Here is a 19,878-nt window from a genome sequence, read left to right as displayed (position 1 = left end):
ACAAGTTGCTTATGAAGCATCAAAAATACTAAAATTTGATGCCATGCTCGAAAATCAAGCATCTATTTACCTATTTTTACATTTATATTCTGAAAAATATATTTTACAAGTTTTATTTTCAATAAAAAAGAGGCAATTCTATGCAATTTAAACATCCTGAAATTTTATATTTCTTAGCAGTTTTGTTAATTCCGATTTTAATTCATCTTTTTCAATTTCAGAAATTTGTAAAAGTACCGTTTACCAATGTCGCTTTTTTAAAAAAAATTGCGTTGCAGACTCGCAAAAGTTCTCGTCTAAAAAAATGGCTAATTTTAGCCACACGCCTATTGTTACTTACAGCGATAATTTTCGCTTTTGCACAACCTTATTTTGGAAATCATAAAGAGAGCGAAAACTCCTATGTATCAATATATTTAGACAATTCTTTAAGCACAAATACGCAAGGCGAAAAGGGTGATTTATTGCAAGTTTCCATACAAGAAATCATGGAAAATCTTTCCAAAAAAACTACCTATTCTTTACTCACTAATGCTGATTTTTATAAAAATAAAACCGCCACAGAATTAAAAAGCATTTTAGTAAACATCAAAAATACCGCTAAAAAAACCGATATAAAAACAGTTTTATTAAAAATATCCTCTGAAAACAAACAACATAAAAATACTAAAAACACGCTTATTTCTGATTTTCAAAATGTAAAAATAAGCGATGTTAATTCCTTGCCTAAAAATACTACTTTCGTCAAATTAACACCCGTTTTAAAAAACAATATCTCTATTGATAGCGTTTATCTAAGTCAGGGAAAAAATGCAACGACAAACATTCATATTGTTATCAGAAACCAAGGAAAATATAAAGAAGAAATTCCTATTTCACTCTATAAAAAACAGGAATTGAACAACAAACAAATGTTTACTGTTGATGAAAATAAAACAACGACCGTTATTTTTTCAATTCTGAAATCAGCGGAATTTTCTGGTAAAATTCAAGTCGACTATAACGATGCCTATGCTTTTGATAATACATTTTATTTCTGTATAAATTCAAATCCAAAAATGGCTGTTTTAAATATTTGTGAAACTAAAAATACCGATTTTTTAAACCGAATTTATACCAATAATGAATTCGATTTAACCACTTCTTCGGTGCAAAATTTGAATTATAATCTACTTGAAAAACAAGAACTAATTATCGTAAATGAAATTGAAAAAATATCAGAAACACTTACCAAAAGTTTAGTTGATTATTCAATCAAAGGCGGAAATCTAGTTATTATTCCAGCCAAAAACGCAACAATTTCATCTTATAATACTTTATTTAAAAAGCTCCAAATTGGACGCATTATTTCAGAAAAAAAAGACACTTTAAAAATTACAAATATCAATTATAAACATCCGATTTTGAAAAATGTATTTGAAAAAGAAATTCAAAATTTTCAATATCCTTATGTAAAAAAACAATACAAAACGAATTTTAAAAATAGTAGCACTATTCTTAATTTTGAAAATAAAAATGCTTTTATCCAACAAATAAACACCAATAATTCGGCAATTTTTTGGGTTGCTTCATCGCTTGATTCCAAAAATAGTAATTTTATAAATTCACCTTTGATTGTGCCTCTTTTTTATAATATCGCTAAAAAAAGGCGAAAACAACCCCAATTATATTATCGAATTAACACAAAAAATAGTATCAATATTGGTATCCATAAAAATAATAGTATCAAAAAATCGGAAGTTTTACAAATTTCAAATACCGAAACTTCCTTTATTCCATTGCAAAAAACACGTCAAAATAACATAGAAATTACCACTATAAATCAACCGTTACAGGCTGGATTTTATCAAATAAAACAACAAAATAATATCTTAAAAAATATCGCTTTTAATTATCCGAAGCAAGAAAGTTCTTTAAATTTCTTAGATATTCGGAATATTGAAGAACTTAAAAATAAAACAATTTCAAATTCTGTAGAAAATACCTTGCAAAATAGCAATCAGGAATCTAAAATTCAATGGCTTTGGAAATGGTTTTTAGCATTAGCCATTGTATCTTTGCTGACAGAAATTTTTATCTTAAAATTCTTTAAAACATGACAACGCTGTTTAAATCGGTAACAATTATTGATGCTTCTAGTGCCTACCACCAACAACAAAAAGATATTTTAATTACTGATGGAATTATCAGTAAAATTGAGGATTTTATATCCGAAGAAAAAGAATATAACGTTATAAAACGTAACAATTTACACGCTTCCACAGGTTGGTTTGATACCAGCGTTTGTTTGGGCGAACCAGGTTATGAAGAACGTGAAACCATCAAAAATGGTTTGAAAGTAGCTTCTAAAAGTGGTTTTACAGATATTGCGGTTAATCCAAACACAAATCCTGTAATTGACAACAAAGCGACCGTTGAATTTTTGATATATAGAGCCAATAAATCGGCAACAAATTTACATCCTATTGGCGCATTAACCCAGCAAAGTAAAGGTGCTGAAATGGCAGAATTGTATGATATGCAACAAGCTGGTGCAATTGCTTTTGGCGATTATAACAAACCAATTTCAAATGATAATTTACTCAAAATAGCCTTACTTTATACACAAAATTTTAATGGTTTAACCCTTAGTTTCCCTAAAAATAACGCCATTGCTGGAGAAGGTGTCGTAAATGAAGGTAAAAATAGTACGCTTTTAGGCTTAAAAGGAATTCCTGCCTTAGCAGAAGAATTACAAATTTCTCGTGATTTATTTTTACTAGAATATACAGGTGGAAAATTACATATTCCTACAATTTCTACTAAAAAATCGGTTGAATTAATCAAAAAAGCTAAAGAAAATGGTTTAAATGTTTCTTGTAGCGTCGCAGTTCACAACTTATTTTTAACCGATGATGAATTGCATCAATTTGATGGAAATAAAAAAGTAAATCCGCCTTTAAGAACTTCCCAAGATGTGAACGCATTGATAAAAGGTATTCAAAATGGTACAATTGATATGATTACTTCCGACCATAATCCAATTGATATTGAACATAAAAAAGTGGAATTTTCTAACGCTAAAGATGGAACTATCGGTTTAGAAACGGCTTTCGGAATTTTAAATTCAATCTTAGATTTAGAAACCATTGTAAACTGTTTATCTAAAAATCCGAAAGAACGTTTTGGACTTCAAAAAACAACCATTAAAGAAAATGAAATTGCCAATTTAACATTTTTCAATCCAGAAGGAACTTATACTTTTACTGAAAAAGATATTTTATCAACTTCAAAAAATAGTGTATTTTTAGAAAAAGAAATCAAAGGAAAAGTATACGGAATTTATAACAATAACCAATTAATTTTAAATGATTAATCTTACCTAAAAATATACCCTAATAATTATGAATAATATAACAATCAGTGAAGGAAAAACAAATGCAGTGATTAGTCATTTTTGGATTATCGGAACTATCATTGCCTTTGTATTAAATCTAAATACTAAAAATCAATATACTAGTTTTTACATTCGCCAAATGACAGGATTACATATTTTATCTTTCTTAAACGGCTGGTTAGTTTATAAATATTTAGGTAGTTTTATTGGCTGGACAATTGGAATTTCACTATTTATTCTTTGGATTTTAAGTTTTATAGCTGTTTTAAAAGGAGAGAAAAAATTAATTCCAATTATTGGTGAATATTTTCAAGATTGGTTCAAAGAAATTTAAAAAAATGAGTTTACAATACATTATAAGAGAACCAAAAAATACGGTTAAAAATCCTGCTTTATTAATTTTATTACACGGATACGGCAGTAACCAGCAAGATTTATTTTCATTTGCCCAAGAACTTCCCGAAGATTTGCTTATTGTTAGCGCACAAGCACCTTACGAAATGGGAGGCGGTGCTTTTGCTTGGTATGCTATTAATTTTGATGCCGTAAAAGGGAAGTTTTCAGATTTAGTACAAGCAAAAAATTCTATGGATAAAATTGCTGTTTTTATTGATGAAATCAAGGCAAAATATAACACAAATCCTGATAAAACTTTTATTTTAGGTTTTAGTCAAGGTGCGATTTTAAGTTATGCGTTGAGTTTTAAGTATCCAAATAAAGTACAACACGTTATTGCCTTGAGCGGTTATATTGATGAAAATTTAATTGAACAAAACGCTACAGAAAACACGAATATTACAACGGATTATTACAGTTCACACGGAACAGTTGACCAAGTAATTCCTGTAGATTGGGCAAGAAAAACACCTGTATTTATGGAGAAAAATAATTTAAAAAATGAGTATTCAGAATATCCTGTTGGTCATGGCGTTGCTCCTCAAAATTTTTATAGTTTTAAAAATTGGATAGAAAAACGTTTGTAAAATTAAATAAAGAGTAACTTCTCGTCATGCTGAATTTAGTTCAGCATCGCATCAATAGGAGAATTACGGCAAATCAGGATGCGAACCTGAACTAAATTCAGGTTGACGGATGCAATTTCTTATTTTTTTGCTATATTTTTTTTTTCAGATGAAAATTAAACAGATTCTAACATAAAAAAACCGAGCTTAAAACTCGGTTTTTTATATTTTATTTCATCATAAATAAATAAATAAGCAAAAACTAAAACTTAGCCTAAAATTTGACGTGCGTGTTCTTTCGTTTTTACTTTACTGATGATATTTTCAATAATTCCATTTTCATCAATAATAAAGGTTGTTCGGTGGATTCCTTCGTATTCTTTTCCCATAAATTTTTTAGGTCCCCAAACGCCAAAAGCATTTATAACTTCTTTTTGCTCATCAACCAATAACGGAAAAGGCAATTCATGTTTGTTAATCCAATTTTGCTGACGCTTTGCAGAATCGGCACTTGCACCCAAAACAGCGTAGCCTTTTGCCAAAAAAGTTTGATAATTATCTCTTAAATCGCAGGCTTCATTGGTACAACCTGGCGTGCTTGCCTTCGGATAAAAAAACAACACTAATTTTTTACCTTTATAATCAGAAAGTTTTATGGTATTTCCTTTTTCATCGACAGATTCAAAATTTGGTGCCGTATCTCCTATTTGTAATGTTGTCATAATTTTTGAGTTTCAAAATTTTGTATATTTCCAAAGTTACACAAAATTATAATACTTATAAGAGCTTCAAGATTTTCGATAATTTAAATACACGTTGTATCTTTGATACATATATCTTGTAACATATTCTTATAAAACACAAAAAATGACGAAAGCGGAAAAAGTGCAATTTGTGATTGATACTTTAGCAAAATTATATCCTGAAATCCCTGTTCCTTTAGAACATAAAGATCCGTATACCTTGTTAATTGCTGTTTTATTATCGGCACAATGTACCGATGTTCGAGTAAATAAAATTACGCCTTTGCTCTTCGCTAAAGCGGATAATCCTTATGATATGGTAAAAATGAGTATCGAAGAAATTAAGGAAATTATCCGTCCTTGTGGCTTATCGCCTATGAAATCAAAAGGAATTTATGGATTATCAAAAATTTTAATTGAAAAACATCAAGGAAAAGTACCTGAAAGTTTTGAATATCTAGAAGAATTACCCGCCGTTGGGCATAAAACCGCAGGCGTAGTGATGAGCCAAGCCTTTGGAGTTCCTGCGTTTCCTATTGATACGCACATTCATCGGTTGTTATATCGTTGGAATTTATCCAATGGAAAAAATGTAGTGCAAAGCGAAAAAGACGCCAAACGTTTATTTCCAAAAGAACTTTGGAACGACCTTCATTTACAAATAATTTGGTACGGACGTGAATATTCTCCCGCTCGTGGCTGGGATTTAGAAAAAGATATCATCACCAAAACTATCGGAAGAAAAACGGTTTTAGACGATTATTACAAAAATAATAAACCTAAAAATTAACAACGAAGATAAGTAGTAGAATTAATCCTAAAAAAGCTTCAATAATTATGTTATCAAATTTTTTATCGAAGCTTTTCGTAAAGTTTAATTCAAAATTTAATTCAAGTTTAACTCCATAAAAAAGTTTGATTTCGTTTTTATAACCTTCAATGATTTTGAAAAATTGATTAAAAACTGAACCGTTTCTTTTTTAGGATTGCTATTAAATTCTGATGATTTTTCTGAGTAAATTTGCATCATAGTACGTACTTTAATCCTTATAATAAGGTGTTCAAATAACTAACGATGTTCCTTGTTGATTATTGCTTAATTCACCAAAATAATATTATTTTTTTCGATTATTTTTCGCAAATTAATCAATGCATAGCGCATTCTACCTAAAGCCGTATTGATACTTACGCCTGTGTTTTCTGAAATTTCATTAAAACTCATATCGTTATAAATACGCATTTTTAAAACCTCTTTTTGTTCGACAGGCAACTCTTCAATTAACAACTTTACATCGGCGAGTATTTGCTCTTTTATAATTTTATTTTCAATATTTAATGCTCCATCAGCAAGTACTGAAAAAATGTCAAAATCATCGGTATTATTAAATTTTGGCATTCGATTATTTTTCCTGAAAAAATCAATAATTAAATTATGAGAAATACGCATCACCCAAGGTAAAAATTTCCCTTCTTCGTTATAGCGTCCTTTTTTTAGGGTGCGAATTACCTTTATAAAAGTGTCTTGAAATATATCTTCGGTAGTGCTTCTATCGTGTACTTTACTATAAATAAAACTGTATAATCGTTGCTGATGACGTTTAATTAATACCGCTATTGCCGATTCTTTTCCGTTAAGATAATCTTTTACTAAAATACTATCGCTTACAACATCTTTTACAATACTTTTTGCAATATTTTCATGTACCATAATTACTTTTTTTAGTGTACTTTTTTTCGGAGCACTCACGTACTCTTTTTAAGTGTATTCAAAATTTTATTTTAAAAAAGTAATTTTTTAACGTATAGGCTTTTAGTTTTTGATGTATTTACTATTATTTACTGATTTGTAGCGATTTACAAATATGCTTTTTTTTATCAAGAAAAACAACTCTAAAGACTATTTTATCTTATTTTTTTTAAAAAGAGCTTCTACAATCTTTGGAAAAATGGTATTTTTATAGCTTATTTTAAAGCAAATGAAAAGAGACCTTTCTACGATAAATCCAAAAGAAAATATTATTATAAAAGGAGCAAAACTGCACAATTTAAAAAATATTGATGTCGTAATTCCTCGAAATAAATTAGTCGTACTTACAGGACTTTCAGGTTCTGGAAAATCGACCTTAGCTTTTGACACCTTATACGCCGAAGGACAGCGACGTTATGTGGAAAGTTTATCGTCTTATGCCCGTCAATTTTTAGGGAAATTACACAAACCAAAAGTAGATTATATTAAAGGAATTGCTCCCGCAATTGCGATTGAACAAAAAGTAAATTCTACCAATCCACGCTCAACCGTAGGAACTTCCACCGAAATTTATGATTATATAAAACTTTTATACGCCCGAATCGGTAAAACAATTTCACCTATTTCAGCAAAAGAAGTAAAAAAACATACGGTTTCTGATGTTATTAATCATCTAAAAACATTCGAAGAACGCTCGAAATTATTGCTTTTAGCACCCGTTTTTATTCCTGAAAATAGCGATTTAAAAACCGTTTTACAAGTGTTAATACAACAAGGATATGCTCGTGTAAAATATCAAAATAAGGTTGAAAGAATTGAAGATTTCGCTTTAGAAGCTCACCCTGAACTTGAAAATTTATCAGAAAAAACACTTTTTTTAGTCGTTGATAGAGTTATCACAAAAAATGACGATGATTTTTATAATCGTTTAGCCGACGCCATTCAAACGGCTTTTTTTGAAGGAAAAGGAACGTGTTTTATTGAAAATTTAGGCGATAATTCAGCTAAAAAAATTACAGAATTTAGCAATAAATTTGAATTAGACGGCATTACTTTTTTAGAACCCAACACGCATTTATTCAGTTTTAACAATCCGTACGGAGCTTGTCCGACCTGTGAAGGTTATGGAAATGTCGTTGGTATTGACCAAGAATTAGTGATTCCAAATACAGGATTATCTATTTTTGAAGATGCCATTTTTCCTTTTAAAACCGATAGCTATAAAATTTATAAAGAGAATTTAATTTTAAACGCCATGGATTTTGATATTCCCATTCATAAACCTTGGTTTGAACTTTCTGAAACTCAGAAAAAATTAATTTGGGACGGAACTACAAAATTTGAAGGTATCCATGATTTATTCAAAAAACTAGAGCAAAAAAGCTATAAAATTCAAAATAGAGTGCTACTTTCTCGCTATCGAGGGAAAACAATTTGCCCCGATTGTAACGGAAAAAGATTGCGAAAAGAAGCCAATTATGTACAAGTTCATGGCAAAATAATTTCGGATTTAGTAACACTTCCTTTAGATGAATTATCGGAATTTTTCAATACTTTAAAACTCGATAAAAATGAAAATGCCATCGCAAAAAGATTGCTAACAGAAATTAAAAATCGTTTGCAGTTTTTAACCGATGTTGGCTTGAATTATCTAACTTTAAATAGAACTTCCAACACGCTTTCTGGCGGAGAGAGTCAGCGTATCAATTTGGCAACTTCTCTAGGAAGTTCGCTCGTTGGATCGATGTATATTTTAGATGAACCAAGTATCGGATTGCATCCAAAAGATACCGAAAAACTCATCGAAGTTCTTAAAAATTTACGTGATTTAGGAAATACGGTTATCGTGGTAGAACACGATGAAGATATTATGAAACAAGCCGATTATATTATTGATATCGGTCCCGAAGCAGGAACCTATGGCGGAAATATCGTTGCCGAAGGAACTTTTAAAGATATTATGAAATCGGATTCTTTAACCGCTAAATACTTATCCGAAGAACTTAAAATTGAGATTCCAAAAACACGTAAAAAATCAACAAATACGATTAATATTATTGGCGCTCGTGAACATAATTTAAAAAATATTGACGTTTCTTTTCCGCTGAATACTTTAACCGTTATTACAGGCGTTTCTGGAAGTGGAAAAAGTACGCTCGTCAAAAATATTTTATATCCTGCGATGCAGAAAAAACTCTATGGATATGGTGAAAAATTAGGACAATTTACCGAAATTACAGGAAGTTTTGAAAGCATAAAACACGTCGAATTTATCGACCAAAACCCGATTGGACGCTCCTCAAGATCAAACCCTGTAACCTATATAAAAGCCTATGATGATATTCGAAAATTATTCTCGATTCAAAAATTAGCAAGCATCAGAAATTATCAACCAAAACATTTTTCTTTTAATGTAGATGCAGGACGTTGCGAGGTTTGTAAAGGCGAAGGCGAAGTTACCATTGAAATGCAATTTATGGCAGATGTGCATTTACAATGTGATACTTGCCATGGAAAACGCTTCAAAAAAGAAGTATTAGAAGTTCAATTTGGGAAAAAATCTATTGATGATATTTTAAATTTAACCATTGATGATGCCGTAGCTTTTTTCACCAATTTTGATCAACCTAAAATTGCTAGAAAATTAAAACCCTTGCAAGATGTCGGTTTAGGATATGTGCAATTAGGACAATCTTCAGCAACTTTATCGGGCGGAGAAGCACAGCGTATTAAATTGGCATCTTTTTTAATGAAAGGAACGACCAAAGATAAAACTTTATTTATTTTTGATGAACCAACCACAGGACTTCATTTTCATGATATTAAAAAATTACTTGCCTCTTTCAATGCTTTGATTCATAAAGGACATTCGATTATTGTAATTGAACATAATATCGAATTAATTAAATGTGCCGATTATATTATTGACCTGGGTTTAGAAGGTGGAAAAAATGGCGGAAACCTTATTTTTACAGGAACTCCAGAGGAATTATCAAAAAATAAAATAGCATTAATTGCACCATATATCGCGGAAAAACTGAAGTAAAATTAGAAAAGCTATCTGGTTTTTAACAAACCAGACAGCTTTAACATAACAAAAACTAACAAAAAATTCAAAAATTAAATAGAAACTACTGAAGATTTTTATCTCCAGTATTCGGGTTGTACGTGTAATTAAACGTATAATATTGTGCACCTGAATTTTCAGGATCGGCAGAATTTGAAGTGTCCATATCTTTATAATAACTTAAAATTTCCATCTTCGCATAATTTCCATCAATCGTTTTCACCACAATAACTTTTCCTGCCACAGGATTTATACTATGATCCGAAAAATTATAAGTATACCACAAACTCTTTGGCAATGCTAAAATTCCTTTTTCATCTTGCTTAAAACGACTCGCATCTGGAGCTTTTACAATGCTTGAAAATGTACCTATTGCTAAGCTAATACTAGCATTTCCTGTTCTTTTTGGCTCTTCTTTAATACCTGTTGATTCTCCTCCATTAACAATAATTGTGGTTGCTCTAAAGGCAATATCCCAAGTATCATCGGTTACAACTTTACCTTTTTTGAAGCTAAATTTTATAAATTCACCCGAAGCTATTGAAGGTTCTATCGTATAATCAATTGATTGTTTTGCGTGTAAATTGATGATTTTTTTAGCTGTAACTTCTTTAAGAACCTCATCTGTGGTATTATCGCTACACGAAACGGTTAAAAAAGAAATCATTATTACGGCTAAAATTGACTTTATTATTTTTTCTAATTTTATTATTTTCGATTTTCTTGATTGTAAATAATTCATTTTATCTGATAAATTAATTTTAGTAATAGTGATTATTTGAGTAATTATAGATGATTATTTTCTTAAAAATCAAATTGTAAACTTGCATAATACGTTGTTCCTAAACGTAAAACGGTATCATTATTGGCAAATTTTTCTTTATTTGCAATACCTTTTTCATTAAAAAGATTGTTAATGCCTATTTGAGCATGCATCAAATTGAAAAACGTTTTAGACATTGTTACATTCACGTTCGTATTTGAAGCTACAAAATTATCAAAATCATCAATAATTCCTTGGCTATTATTGCTGTCGAACGGTGCGTATTTCCCTCTGTAAACCGCCCTGATACTTGCCGAGAAATGATGCTGATAATTTTCATAAAAAAGTTTGCAATTCGCCATGTGTTTCGACCTATCTGCCAAACCATAATAATCAGAAATTTTCATTTTTTCTGATATTGAAAACGGTGTTCTTCTAAAGAAAATTTGCCCGTCTTTTATTTGCTGTTTTGCTGTTTTATCTGCGGAATTTAAAAACTGATATCCCGCTAAAAAGCTAAAATTTTGTGTCATTTTATAGACTAAATCAAGTTCCACTCCTTGCGTATATACTTCATTGATATTTCGATAAGAAAAAAGACGTGTTCCTAAAGGCAATCCTAAATTTGACGCACTTAATTGCGTATCAAAAGATTCAATCATATCCTTAATATCATTTCTAAATAAATTGATATTTAGTTTTAAATTTGATGCTGGTTTTAATTGAAATCCGAAATTATAGCCAATTGAACGTTCTGTTTTAAGTTCTTTTTTGATGGGTTTTACACTTGGTAAATCGCCGTGAATATCGTGTAAAGTATGCGTTCCTAATACGATATAACCATTGGCAGAATTTTTAAAATTGAAATATAATTGTCTGAAATCGGGAGCTTTAAATCCGTAACCAACCGATGCTTTTGCTGTTATCCAATCATTAATTTTATAACTTGACGATATTTTTGGTGTAAAAGCCGATTCGTATTGATTACTATTTTCAAATCGAGCGCCGACAATAATATTTAATTTATCGATAGGATTAAAATCAAACTGACTGAAGAAATATGGCGTATTATATTTTTTAACATCCTCAAATTCCGTTCTTTTTAAAGCATCGAAATTCGCACCAGCGCCCAGAATTAAAGTTCCTTTTCTAAAAGTATTGGTTGATTTAATTTCAGGACGTACTAATGTTTGACGATACCATTTATTTTCGCCATTAAAAATAGTTTCAGTCGTATATTTTGTCGTATACAATTGATAATCAAACGACCAAGAATCATTTATTTTATGAATTATTTTCGTATTTATATTCCAATCTGTTCGTTTATTTTCACTTTTTTTAGTTTTTTCATCATTTTTATTATTTTGATGATTTTTATTGACAATTCTACTAAAAGGAATATCTTGAGATTGTGTATAATATCGTGATGAAACAATGGTTTTTAATTTATCAGAAAAATCATAATTTAGTTGTAAATTTCCTGTAAAATTCTGATGTCCTTCAGTTGTTTTTGAAGCCGTTTCTGGTGATAAATCAAAACCTTTACTTGTATTTAAATTTATCCCTGAAACAACTCCAAAACCTCTTCTCTTCCATTTAATATTCGTATTGATATCTAATTCATTCGTTGCACCGCCTTTGGCTAAATAACGAACAAATCCTTCTAGTTTTTCTCTTTTTGGTTGCGAAGTGATAATATTAATAACACCTCCAATCGCTTCAGAACCGTACAAAGAAGAAGAAGGTCCTTTTACAATTTCTATCTGCTGGATGTTATTAACACTTAATCTTTTTAAATCAATATTTCCAGAAGCACGCCCGATAATAGGAACGCCATCAATTAAAATTAAGGTATAATCCGCAGAAACTCCCTGAAGCTGAACCCCTTGTGAACCTCCAAAATCAGAAACTAAAGTAATTCCTGTTTGTTCTTCTAAAATATCTTTTAAACGAATCGCTCCTGATTTTTGTAACTGCTTTTTTGAAATTAATGTAACAGGCATCGGCAATGAACTCAATTGACGCTCGGTTCTGGTTGCCGTTACCACCACTTCATCTAAACCATAAGAAGCTGTACAGCCATTATCAACTGCCGATTTTTCTTGCGAAAAAACAGTGATGCTCATAAAAATAAATACATTGAAAACGCTCAAAATATTCACAGTTTTAAAAACATCGACAATTTTAATAAACATACTATATAGAAACATTCTTAATAATTTTCGACAAATATATGTAGTTATTCTTAATCAATCTAAATAAAATATATATTTTTGCATAAAAAATTTTAATCAAAAAATAATACACAATGAAAAAACTACTTCTAGCAAGTTTTGTGCTTTTAGCAACCTTATCAACAAACGGTCAAAGTAAAAAATCAAAAGATAAAACAGCTATCAAAAAAATGTGTGGATGTTTTGAAGTAACCTTCAACTTTGCCGAAACTTTTAACAATAGCAACGATTCATTATACAAACCATCGAAAATGAAAATTGATAAAGCCTTAGAATGGGCAGAATTAATTGAAGATGAAAATAATAAAATTGCCATACAACATTTATTGCAAGTCGGAAATCCTGCAAAACCTCAAATTGTAAAACATTGGCGACAAGATTGGTTGTATGAAAATCAAGATTTTTATATGTTTAATGGCGATGAAAATTGGAAATTTGAGCAAAAATCAAAGGAAATTGTAAAAAATCAATGGACACAAAAAGTGTATCAAGTAGATGATAGCCCACGTTATGAGGGAACAGGTTCTTGGGTGCATATTGATGGAAAAACCTACTGGGAAAGCACCACAGACGCACCGTTGCCTCGTAGAGAATACACCAAAAGAAACGATTATAATGTAACCGAAAGAGGAAATCGTCATGAAATTACCAATTATGGCTGGTTGCACGACCAAGACAATAAAAAAATCATCAGAAATGTTGATGAAAAAGATGTGATTATAGCCTACGAAAAAGGATACAATACCTACGTGAAAGTAGCCGATGAACGTTGTAAACCTGCACAGAATTGGTGGAAAAAAAATCAAGAAAAATGGCAATTAGTCCGAAATGAATGGAACAACGTTTTTAATAAAAATACCGACCTTTCTTTAGAGAAAAAAGTAAAAAATAAACCTTTATACAAACATCTTTTTTCAGATGAAATTACTACTGAAAAAGAAATAAACAAAATTATTCAATCTTTTCTAAAATAAAAATAAAATGAAATTATTAAAATTACCCCTATTATTTAGCTTTTGTATTATAAGCTCACTAATTTCTGCTCAAAACTCAAACATATTCTTAGAAAAAGATTTTTGGGAAACTAACCCAACTATTGAAATAGTCGAACAAAAAATAAAAGAAAATAATAATGTTACTGCATTAAGTTCTAATGGATTTGATCCCGTTACTTATGCTATTTTAGCAAAAGCACCCAATGCAACGATTAAACATTTACTCCTTAAAAAAGGAAATCCTGTTAACAAACTTACACACGACAAAAGAACCTATATTTTTTGGGCTGCATATAAAGGAAATACTGAATTAATAAAACACTTAATTGAAAACAATGCTCGATTAGATTTAAAAGATTCACATCATTTTTCACCCTTAACTTTTGCCGCTGTTGCAGGACAAACAAATACAGAAATATATGATTTATTTATCAAAAATGGTATCGATATTAAAAATGATTTAGATGAAAAAGGAGCAAATGCTTTATTGTTATTAATTGGTCATTTAAAAGACTTTAAACTTGTTAATTATTTTACAAATAAAGGACTTAGCCTAGATAGTAAAGATAACAATGGAAACGGAGCTTTTAACTACACAGCTTATAAAGGTAACAAAGCTATGTTAGAATTATTAATAAAAAAGGGATTACCATATAAAAACCTTAGCATAAATGGTGATAATGCTATATTAGCATCTACAATAGGCTCACGTAACGGCTATAACTCATTAAGTTTTATTAAGTACTTAGAAAATTTAGGAATCAACCCTAACGTTACAAATAAAGACGGTGTAACTCCACTTCATAACATAGCATATAGTAATAAAGATATTGAAGTTTACAACTATTTTTTAGAAAAAGGTGTTAATGCAAATCAAGTAGATAATAATGGTGAAACCCCATTGTTAAAAGCAACAAGAAGAAATTCTTTAAAGGTTGTACAGTTATTAACTTCAAAAACTAAAAACATTAATCATACAAATAAAAATGGTAAATCCGCACTTACAAATGCTTTGAAAAACAAACCTGAAATTCTAAAATTCTTATTAGAAAAAGGTGCTGATGTTTCAGTAATTGACACTAAAGGAAATAACTTAAACTATCATTTATTTAAAACTTTTAATCAAAAAAAGAAAGAAGAGTTTCAACAAAAACTTTCACTTTTAAAAACTAAAGGATTAGATATTACAGAGAATCAAAAAAATGGCAATACGTTATATCATTTAGCTGTTGAAAAACAAAGTTTAGCAATGTTAGATTTTATAAAAAAATATAGCATAGATATTAATGCAATCAATAAAAAAGGATTATCGGCTTTACAAGAAGCTGTTTTAACAGCTAAAAATGATAAAATTATAAAGTATTTAATTAGTAAAGGTGCCAAAAAGACCGTAAGAACAAGCTTTAATGAAACTTTATATGATTTAGCTAGAGAAAATGAAGCTTTAAAAAATACTGATATTAGCTTTTTAAAATAATCAGAATACTCAATTGATATTAAATATAAAAAAATGAAAAAATTACTAATAATTTTAGTTATAGCTTTTGGTATTATGGCATTTTCTAGTTCAAAAACTAAAGATAATAACACCTATAAATGTATGATTCAAATGAAGAACTATATTGGTGAAGGTGCATATATTACTGTTTCTTTACTAAATCCATCTGGTGCATATGAAGAAACCTTATACGTTCAGGGCGATGATGAAGAATGGTATCCTGACATTACTGCATGGTGGAATTTTCAAGGGAAAATTCGTGCTAATATCGATGCCCTAACTGGTGCTACTGTTAGCGGAGGAAACAGAGCTATTACTATTCTTAAAATTGATAATGATAAATTAAATAAAGGATATAAAATTAGATTTGAATCTGCTGTTGAAGATCAAGAGTATTACAAAGATGATATTGAATTTGAATTGACATCAGAAAATATGAAAGGTAAAATTGACGGTAAAGGTTTTATACGTTACATCCGTATGATTCCTCAATAATAAAGTTAGCTAATCACAACATAATAAGCATTTTAAAAATAAAAATAAAAAATAGTTTTTTACAAAATGCTTATATTTATCTAATCTAAATTAATATAAAATACTATCTTTGCAAAAAAATATAGTCGATAAACGAATGAAATACATTTTCTACATATTAATTTTTATAACAACATCCATCTATTCACAAAATGGAACAATAGAAGGCAACATATATTTTAAAAATGGAGCGCCTGCTAAATACGTTTCTTTATATATAAAAAATAGCACAATATACACTGAAACAGATAGTACTGGTTTTTTTAAGTTGACTAAAGTTCCATACGCAAAACATAGAATTAACATCAAACATTTTAATAAAGAACCAGAAATAATATCTCTCAATATCAACAAAAAACCTATGTTTATAAAACATAGACTAAAGTATAATGAAGCGAATAGTTTAGATGAAGTTTTAATTACAGGAAAAACAATAGAATCGAAAATAGAAATGAAAGGGTTTGCTGTAAATGCAATTAAAATGAAAGCTCTTAAACTTCAATCTATTCAAGCCAATGAAATACTAGATAGAACATCTGGAGTTAGAATACGTCAAAATGGCGGGTTAGGTTCGCATACACATTACAATATTAACGGACTTTCTGGTAATGCTATCCGTATTTTTATTAATGGCGTACCAATAGATTCGTATGGAGCTTCTTTTTCATTAAGTAGTATTCCTACAAAAATGATAGAACGCATAGAAGTTTATAAAGGTGTTGTTCCTGTTGAATTAGCTGGAGACGCCTTAGGTGGTGCTATAAACGTTGTTTTAAACAAACATATTTCTAGAAATATGTTAGAAGCTTCTTATTCTTTCGGTTCATTTAATACACATCAATCATCTGTATTAGGTAATTATTATAATAAAAATTCTGGAGTAACTTTAAAAGGTTCTGCTTTTTATAATTATTCAGACAATGATTATAAAGTTTGGGGCAATCAAGTATACACTACAGAACCTACTACTGGAAATATTACGTATGTAAAAGCAAAGCGATTTCATGATTCATACGCCTCTAATGGTTTTAAAATTGATGGAGGTATTACAAACAAAGAATGGGCAGATGAACTATTAGTTGGTATCGTTCATTCTTCTTTTAATCGTGATATACAACATGGAGCTACTATGGAATCTGTTTACGGAAATAGAAAAACAGCACAACAAACAAAATTAATTAGTCTTTCATATAAAAACAATCGCTTACTATCTAAAAAATTAAAAATAGAACTATTCTCTTCTTTTTCAGATTTAAAAAGACAAATTACAGATACTGTTGCTGATATTTATGACTGGGATGGAAAACGCAAAAAACGATTTGATAATAACGGAAACCAAATAGGCTATTATCAATATTTTTCAGGTGCTGAAGCTGGTAACCCTACATTACAAGAAAATAATGAAACTGTTTACTTAAGTAGAGCAACTGCTAATTATGCAGTTAATAAAAACCATAAATTAACTGTAAATTTTCTACGTTCTCAATTTATTAGAAATTCTGAAGACCCCTTAAAACATGTAGATATAAGAAATTTAGAAGACAAAAGAGATTCTAAGAAAAATATTTTAGGACTAGGATACTCTTTTAATACTTTTAATACCAAATTAAAAACAACTGTTTTTTATAAAAAATTTAACCAAAATATTCGCATTATAGAATATAAAAAAGAAAGTGAAACATCCTCTATCGAGCTAAATGACGTTAACAGAAGTATGAATGCTAATGGCTATGGAGGAACTATGGCTTACCAATTAACACCTGATATTCTTTTACAAGCATCCGCAGAAAATTCTTTTAGGCTACCTGTTGCAAGAGAATTATTTGGAAATCTTGCTGAAAACCTAGAACCTAACTACAATCTAAAACCTGAAAAAAGTACTAACTTAAATCTTGGTGCAACCTTAGGAACATTTCAATTTGGTAAAAATGAAGCAAAAATTAAGATAAATACATTTATCAGAGATACCAAAAATAAAATTAAAAAAAATGTTAGAGAAGATAATACAGATAAAACTACAGAATATGTAAATGATTTTAGTTATATCAGTAAAGGTTTTGATGTTGATCTCTTTTATTCTTATAACCGAAAATTAGATATCAATACAAATGTTTCAGTATTTAATTCGTTATTCAATACTCAATTTAATGAAGAGGGTTTAGCTTTTAATTGGTATCAAAATAGAGAAAGAAATACACCTTTTTTTACAGCTAATTTCGATATAAAATATAGTCTAAACAATTTAATACATAAAAAATCAGAAACAACTTTTTCTACAAATCTATCTTATGTACACTGGTTTTACAGAGACTGGGAATCGTTAGGTGGTGCAGGAAAAGATATCATACCAACACAATTAGTTAATGATATTAGTATTACACATAAATTCCCTAATAAAAAGATAGCCATCTCTTTTGATGCTAAAAACATGTTTAACAATCAAGTTTTTGATAATTATGCTTTGCAAAAACCAGGACGTGCTTTTTACCTAAAAATAAATTATATAATTTTTTAATTTAATATATATTATGATCAATTTTAATTTAAGAATGCTTACTCAAAAGCTATTTGTAATGAGCCTATTTTCTGTTTTTATTATTACTACTTCTTGTAATAGTGATGATACTACTAAGGCTGTACCAACTCCTATAGACCCTAGTAATACACGTCAAAAATTCACACTAGCATTATCTGCAAGTCCAACAGGAGAAACTAAAATATACACTCAAACCTTAACTGATGTTAGCAATAATATTACTGTTAGTTATGATGGTGTAGGCTTCGAAATGCCATCTACCAGAACTGCTAGAATTTTTTCTTCAAAAGAAGGAAATTCTCTTTTTAACCTTGACTATGGAGGTGGAAGAATTTATAAGTTTGCAATAAATGGTGGTGAAAACTTTACGCAAGAATATGAAAAAAATGTAGAATTTGCTATGGGTACTGCCTATCCTAGATGGACAAAGGCAAGTGAAAATTCAGCTTCTATACATTATGCTGATGGTGGAAATGCAGAAAGAGTTTTTGATGTAAATGATCCTAAAAAATATATTAGATCGGACGTTTCTCTTAGAATAATGAGTGTTGGGTTAGAAAACCTTTCTTTTGGCTCTATTGAAGAAATTATTATTCCTGTAAGTGATAACGACTTAAAACCATACACCATTAATATAGCTGGCGTAGATGTTAATCACTATAATTATGTAGGAAGAGTAGATGCTCCCATAATTGCAGGTGATAAGATATACTACGGTATGTCAAAAAGCGCTTATAACCCAATAGACCCTTGCTCTGGAAGAGGTTGTACCAAAGCAAAATACAAAAATGTTGAAACATTAGTTTTAGATTACCCTTCTTTAACTAATCCTCAAATAATAGCTACTGATATTGCTGCTGGAGCAACAAATGGTTACAGAACCCCTGTTTCTCATTTAGATGAAAAGGGTGATGTGTATCAGGTTATTTCTGTTCCTAATAATCAATATGATACCCATATTTTAAAAATAACAAACGGAGATTATGACGATAGCTATAACTTTAATCTTTCTGATCTTTTAGGTTTTAATGTAGCCTCTAATGGATGGTTCTATGCAGGAAATGGTATTGGTTACGTTCCTTATGCAAATACAGATGCTAGTGTTAACTGGTTTAGTGATGCAGTTTGGGGACTAGCTCGTGTTGATTTATACAACAAAACGGTAGTTGATATGAATATGCCTGATAACCTTTGGCTTGCACAATATCAAAATGCAGTTACAAAAGATGGTAAATTTTATATGGCAATTACACCAACAGGTGAAGATGGTAATATTTATATTTTTGACACCACCTCTACTAGTCCTTCAGGATATACGCTAGGTGCTTCTTTAAAAAACTTAGCAGAAGGTACATATATAGGTATCTATTAATTATTATTTTTAATAAAATATTCATTTATATTGTAGTTTTTCAACAAACAT

At 29.6% G+C, this 19,878-nt stretch carries 16 protein-coding genes; 11 read left to right on the top strand and 5 right to left on the bottom strand.

The window, feature by feature from the left end; translation table 11 throughout:
• The first annotated feature begins 140 nt into the window (after window positions 1-140).
• Genes L0U72_RS02875 through L0U72_RS02860 form a run of 4 tightly spaced genes read left to right on the top strand, consistent with a single transcriptional unit; the run spans window position 141 to window position 4,359 of the window.
• A complete protein-coding gene (locus tag L0U72_RS02875) occupies window positions 141-2,099 on the top strand; it encodes a BatA domain-containing protein (protein ID WP_233898377.1) in 1,959 nt (652 codons plus the stop codon).
• Window positions 2,096-3,355, top strand: coding sequence for a dihydroorotase (locus L0U72_RS02870; protein WP_233898376.1), 1,260 nt, complete (start codon window positions 2,096-2,098; stop codon window positions 3,353-3,355). Before L0U72_RS02875 ends, L0U72_RS02870 begins: the two co-directional genes overlap by 4 nt.
• A 28-nt stretch (window positions 3,356-3,383) precedes the next feature.
• The gene (locus L0U72_RS02865; protein ID WP_101916842.1) at window positions 3,384-3,710 is read left to right on the top strand and encodes a hypothetical protein; all 327 of its coding nucleotides are present in this window, start codon (window positions 3,384-3,386) and stop codon (window positions 3,708-3,710) included.
• Between the two features lie 4 nt (window positions 3,711-3,714).
• On the top strand, window positions 3,715-4,359 hold the full coding sequence (locus tag L0U72_RS02860) for an alpha/beta hydrolase (protein WP_233898375.1): 645 nt from the start codon (window positions 3,715-3,717) through the stop codon (window positions 4,357-4,359).
• A 248-nt stretch (window positions 4,360-4,607) separates the two neighbouring features.
• Here the strand turns inward: L0U72_RS02860 and bcp are convergent, their stop codons facing one another.
• A complete protein-coding gene (bcp, locus tag L0U72_RS02855; protein ID WP_101916840.1) occupies window positions 4,608-5,060 on the bottom strand; it encodes a thioredoxin-dependent thiol peroxidase in 453 nt (150 codons plus the stop codon).
• A 145-nt stretch (window positions 5,061-5,205) separates the two neighbouring features.
• On the opposite strand from bcp, the gene L0U72_RS02850 reads away from it, so the two are divergent.
• Window positions 5,206-5,871 carry an endonuclease III domain-containing protein gene (locus L0U72_RS02850; protein WP_193706541.1) on the top strand — a complete coding sequence of 222 codons (666 nt, stop codon included), beginning with the start codon at window positions 5,206-5,208 and terminating at the stop codon, window positions 5,869-5,871.
• A gap of 96 nt (window positions 5,872-5,967) precedes the next feature.
• Here L0U72_RS02850 and L0U72_RS02845 read toward each other — a convergent pair whose 3' ends face one another.
• A complete protein-coding gene (locus L0U72_RS02845; protein WP_193699893.1) occupies window positions 5,968-6,111 on the bottom strand; it encodes a hypothetical protein in 144 nt (47 codons plus the stop codon).
• Window positions 6,112-6,177: 66 nt separating this feature from the next.
• Complete coding sequence (locus tag L0U72_RS02840; RefSeq protein WP_233898476.1) at window positions 6,178-6,789, bottom strand: RNA polymerase sigma factor; 612 nt, start codon at window positions 6,787-6,789, stop codon at window positions 6,178-6,180.
• 268 nt (window positions 6,790-7,057) lie between these two features.
• Between L0U72_RS02840 and uvrA the strand changes: the two genes are divergently transcribed.
• A complete protein-coding gene (gene uvrA, locus L0U72_RS02835; RefSeq protein WP_233898374.1) occupies window positions 7,058-9,874 on the top strand; it encodes an excinuclease ABC subunit UvrA in 2,817 nt (938 codons plus the stop codon).
• An 85-nt stretch (window positions 9,875-9,959) separates the two neighbouring features.
• Here uvrA and L0U72_RS02830 read toward each other — a convergent pair whose 3' ends face one another.
• Both L0U72_RS02830 and L0U72_RS02825 read right to left on the bottom strand, forming a co-directional pair.
• The gene (locus L0U72_RS02830; RefSeq protein ID WP_233884377.1) at window positions 9,960-10,637 is read right to left on the bottom strand and encodes an HmuY family protein; all 678 of its coding nucleotides are present in this window, start codon (window positions 10,635-10,637) and stop codon (window positions 9,960-9,962) included.
• 62 nt (window positions 10,638-10,699) lie between these two features.
• A complete protein-coding gene (locus tag L0U72_RS02825; RefSeq protein ID WP_233898373.1) occupies window positions 10,700-12,784 on the bottom strand; it encodes a TonB-dependent receptor plug domain-containing protein in 2,085 nt (694 codons plus the stop codon).
• Between the two features lie 182 nt (window positions 12,785-12,966).
• Between L0U72_RS02825 and L0U72_RS02820 the strand changes: the two genes are divergently transcribed.
• From L0U72_RS02820 to L0U72_RS02800, 5 genes are all read left to right on the top strand, one after another.
• Window positions 12,967-13,866 carry a DUF6607 family protein gene (locus L0U72_RS02820; RefSeq protein ID WP_233898372.1) on the top strand — a complete coding sequence of 300 codons (900 nt, stop codon included), beginning with the start codon at window positions 12,967-12,969 and terminating at the stop codon, window positions 13,864-13,866.
• Window positions 13,867-13,873: 7 nt separating this feature from the next.
• Window positions 13,874-15,364 carry an ankyrin repeat domain-containing protein gene (locus L0U72_RS02815; RefSeq protein ID WP_233898371.1) on the top strand — a complete coding sequence of 497 codons (1,491 nt, stop codon included), beginning with the start codon at window positions 13,874-13,876 and terminating at the stop codon, window positions 15,362-15,364.
• A gap of 75 nt (window positions 15,365-15,439) precedes the next feature.
• A complete protein-coding gene (locus tag L0U72_RS02810) occupies window positions 15,440-15,880 on the top strand; it encodes a DUF2271 domain-containing protein (protein ID WP_233897815.1) in 441 nt (146 codons plus the stop codon).
• A 136-nt stretch (window positions 15,881-16,016) separates the two neighbouring features.
• Window positions 16,017-18,434, top strand: a complete 2,418-nt coding sequence (locus tag L0U72_RS02805; RefSeq protein ID WP_233898370.1) for a TonB-dependent receptor domain-containing protein — start codon at window positions 16,017-16,019, stop codon at window positions 18,432-18,434.
• 58 nt (window positions 18,435-18,492) lie between these two features.
• Window positions 18,493-19,827 carry a hypothetical protein gene (locus L0U72_RS02800; RefSeq protein ID WP_233898369.1) on the top strand — a complete coding sequence of 445 codons (1,335 nt, stop codon included), beginning with the start codon at window positions 18,493-18,495 and terminating at the stop codon, window positions 19,825-19,827.
• Window positions 19,828-19,878: the final 51 nt, after the last annotated feature.

The organism is Tenacibaculum piscium (assembly GCF_021390755.1).
GTDB lineage: Bacteria > Bacteroidota > Bacteroidia > Flavobacteriales > Flavobacteriaceae > Polaribacter > Polaribacter piscius.
The sequence above is the reverse complement of the archived record's forward strand: the minus strand, read 5'-3'. Positions and strand labels throughout refer to the sequence as shown.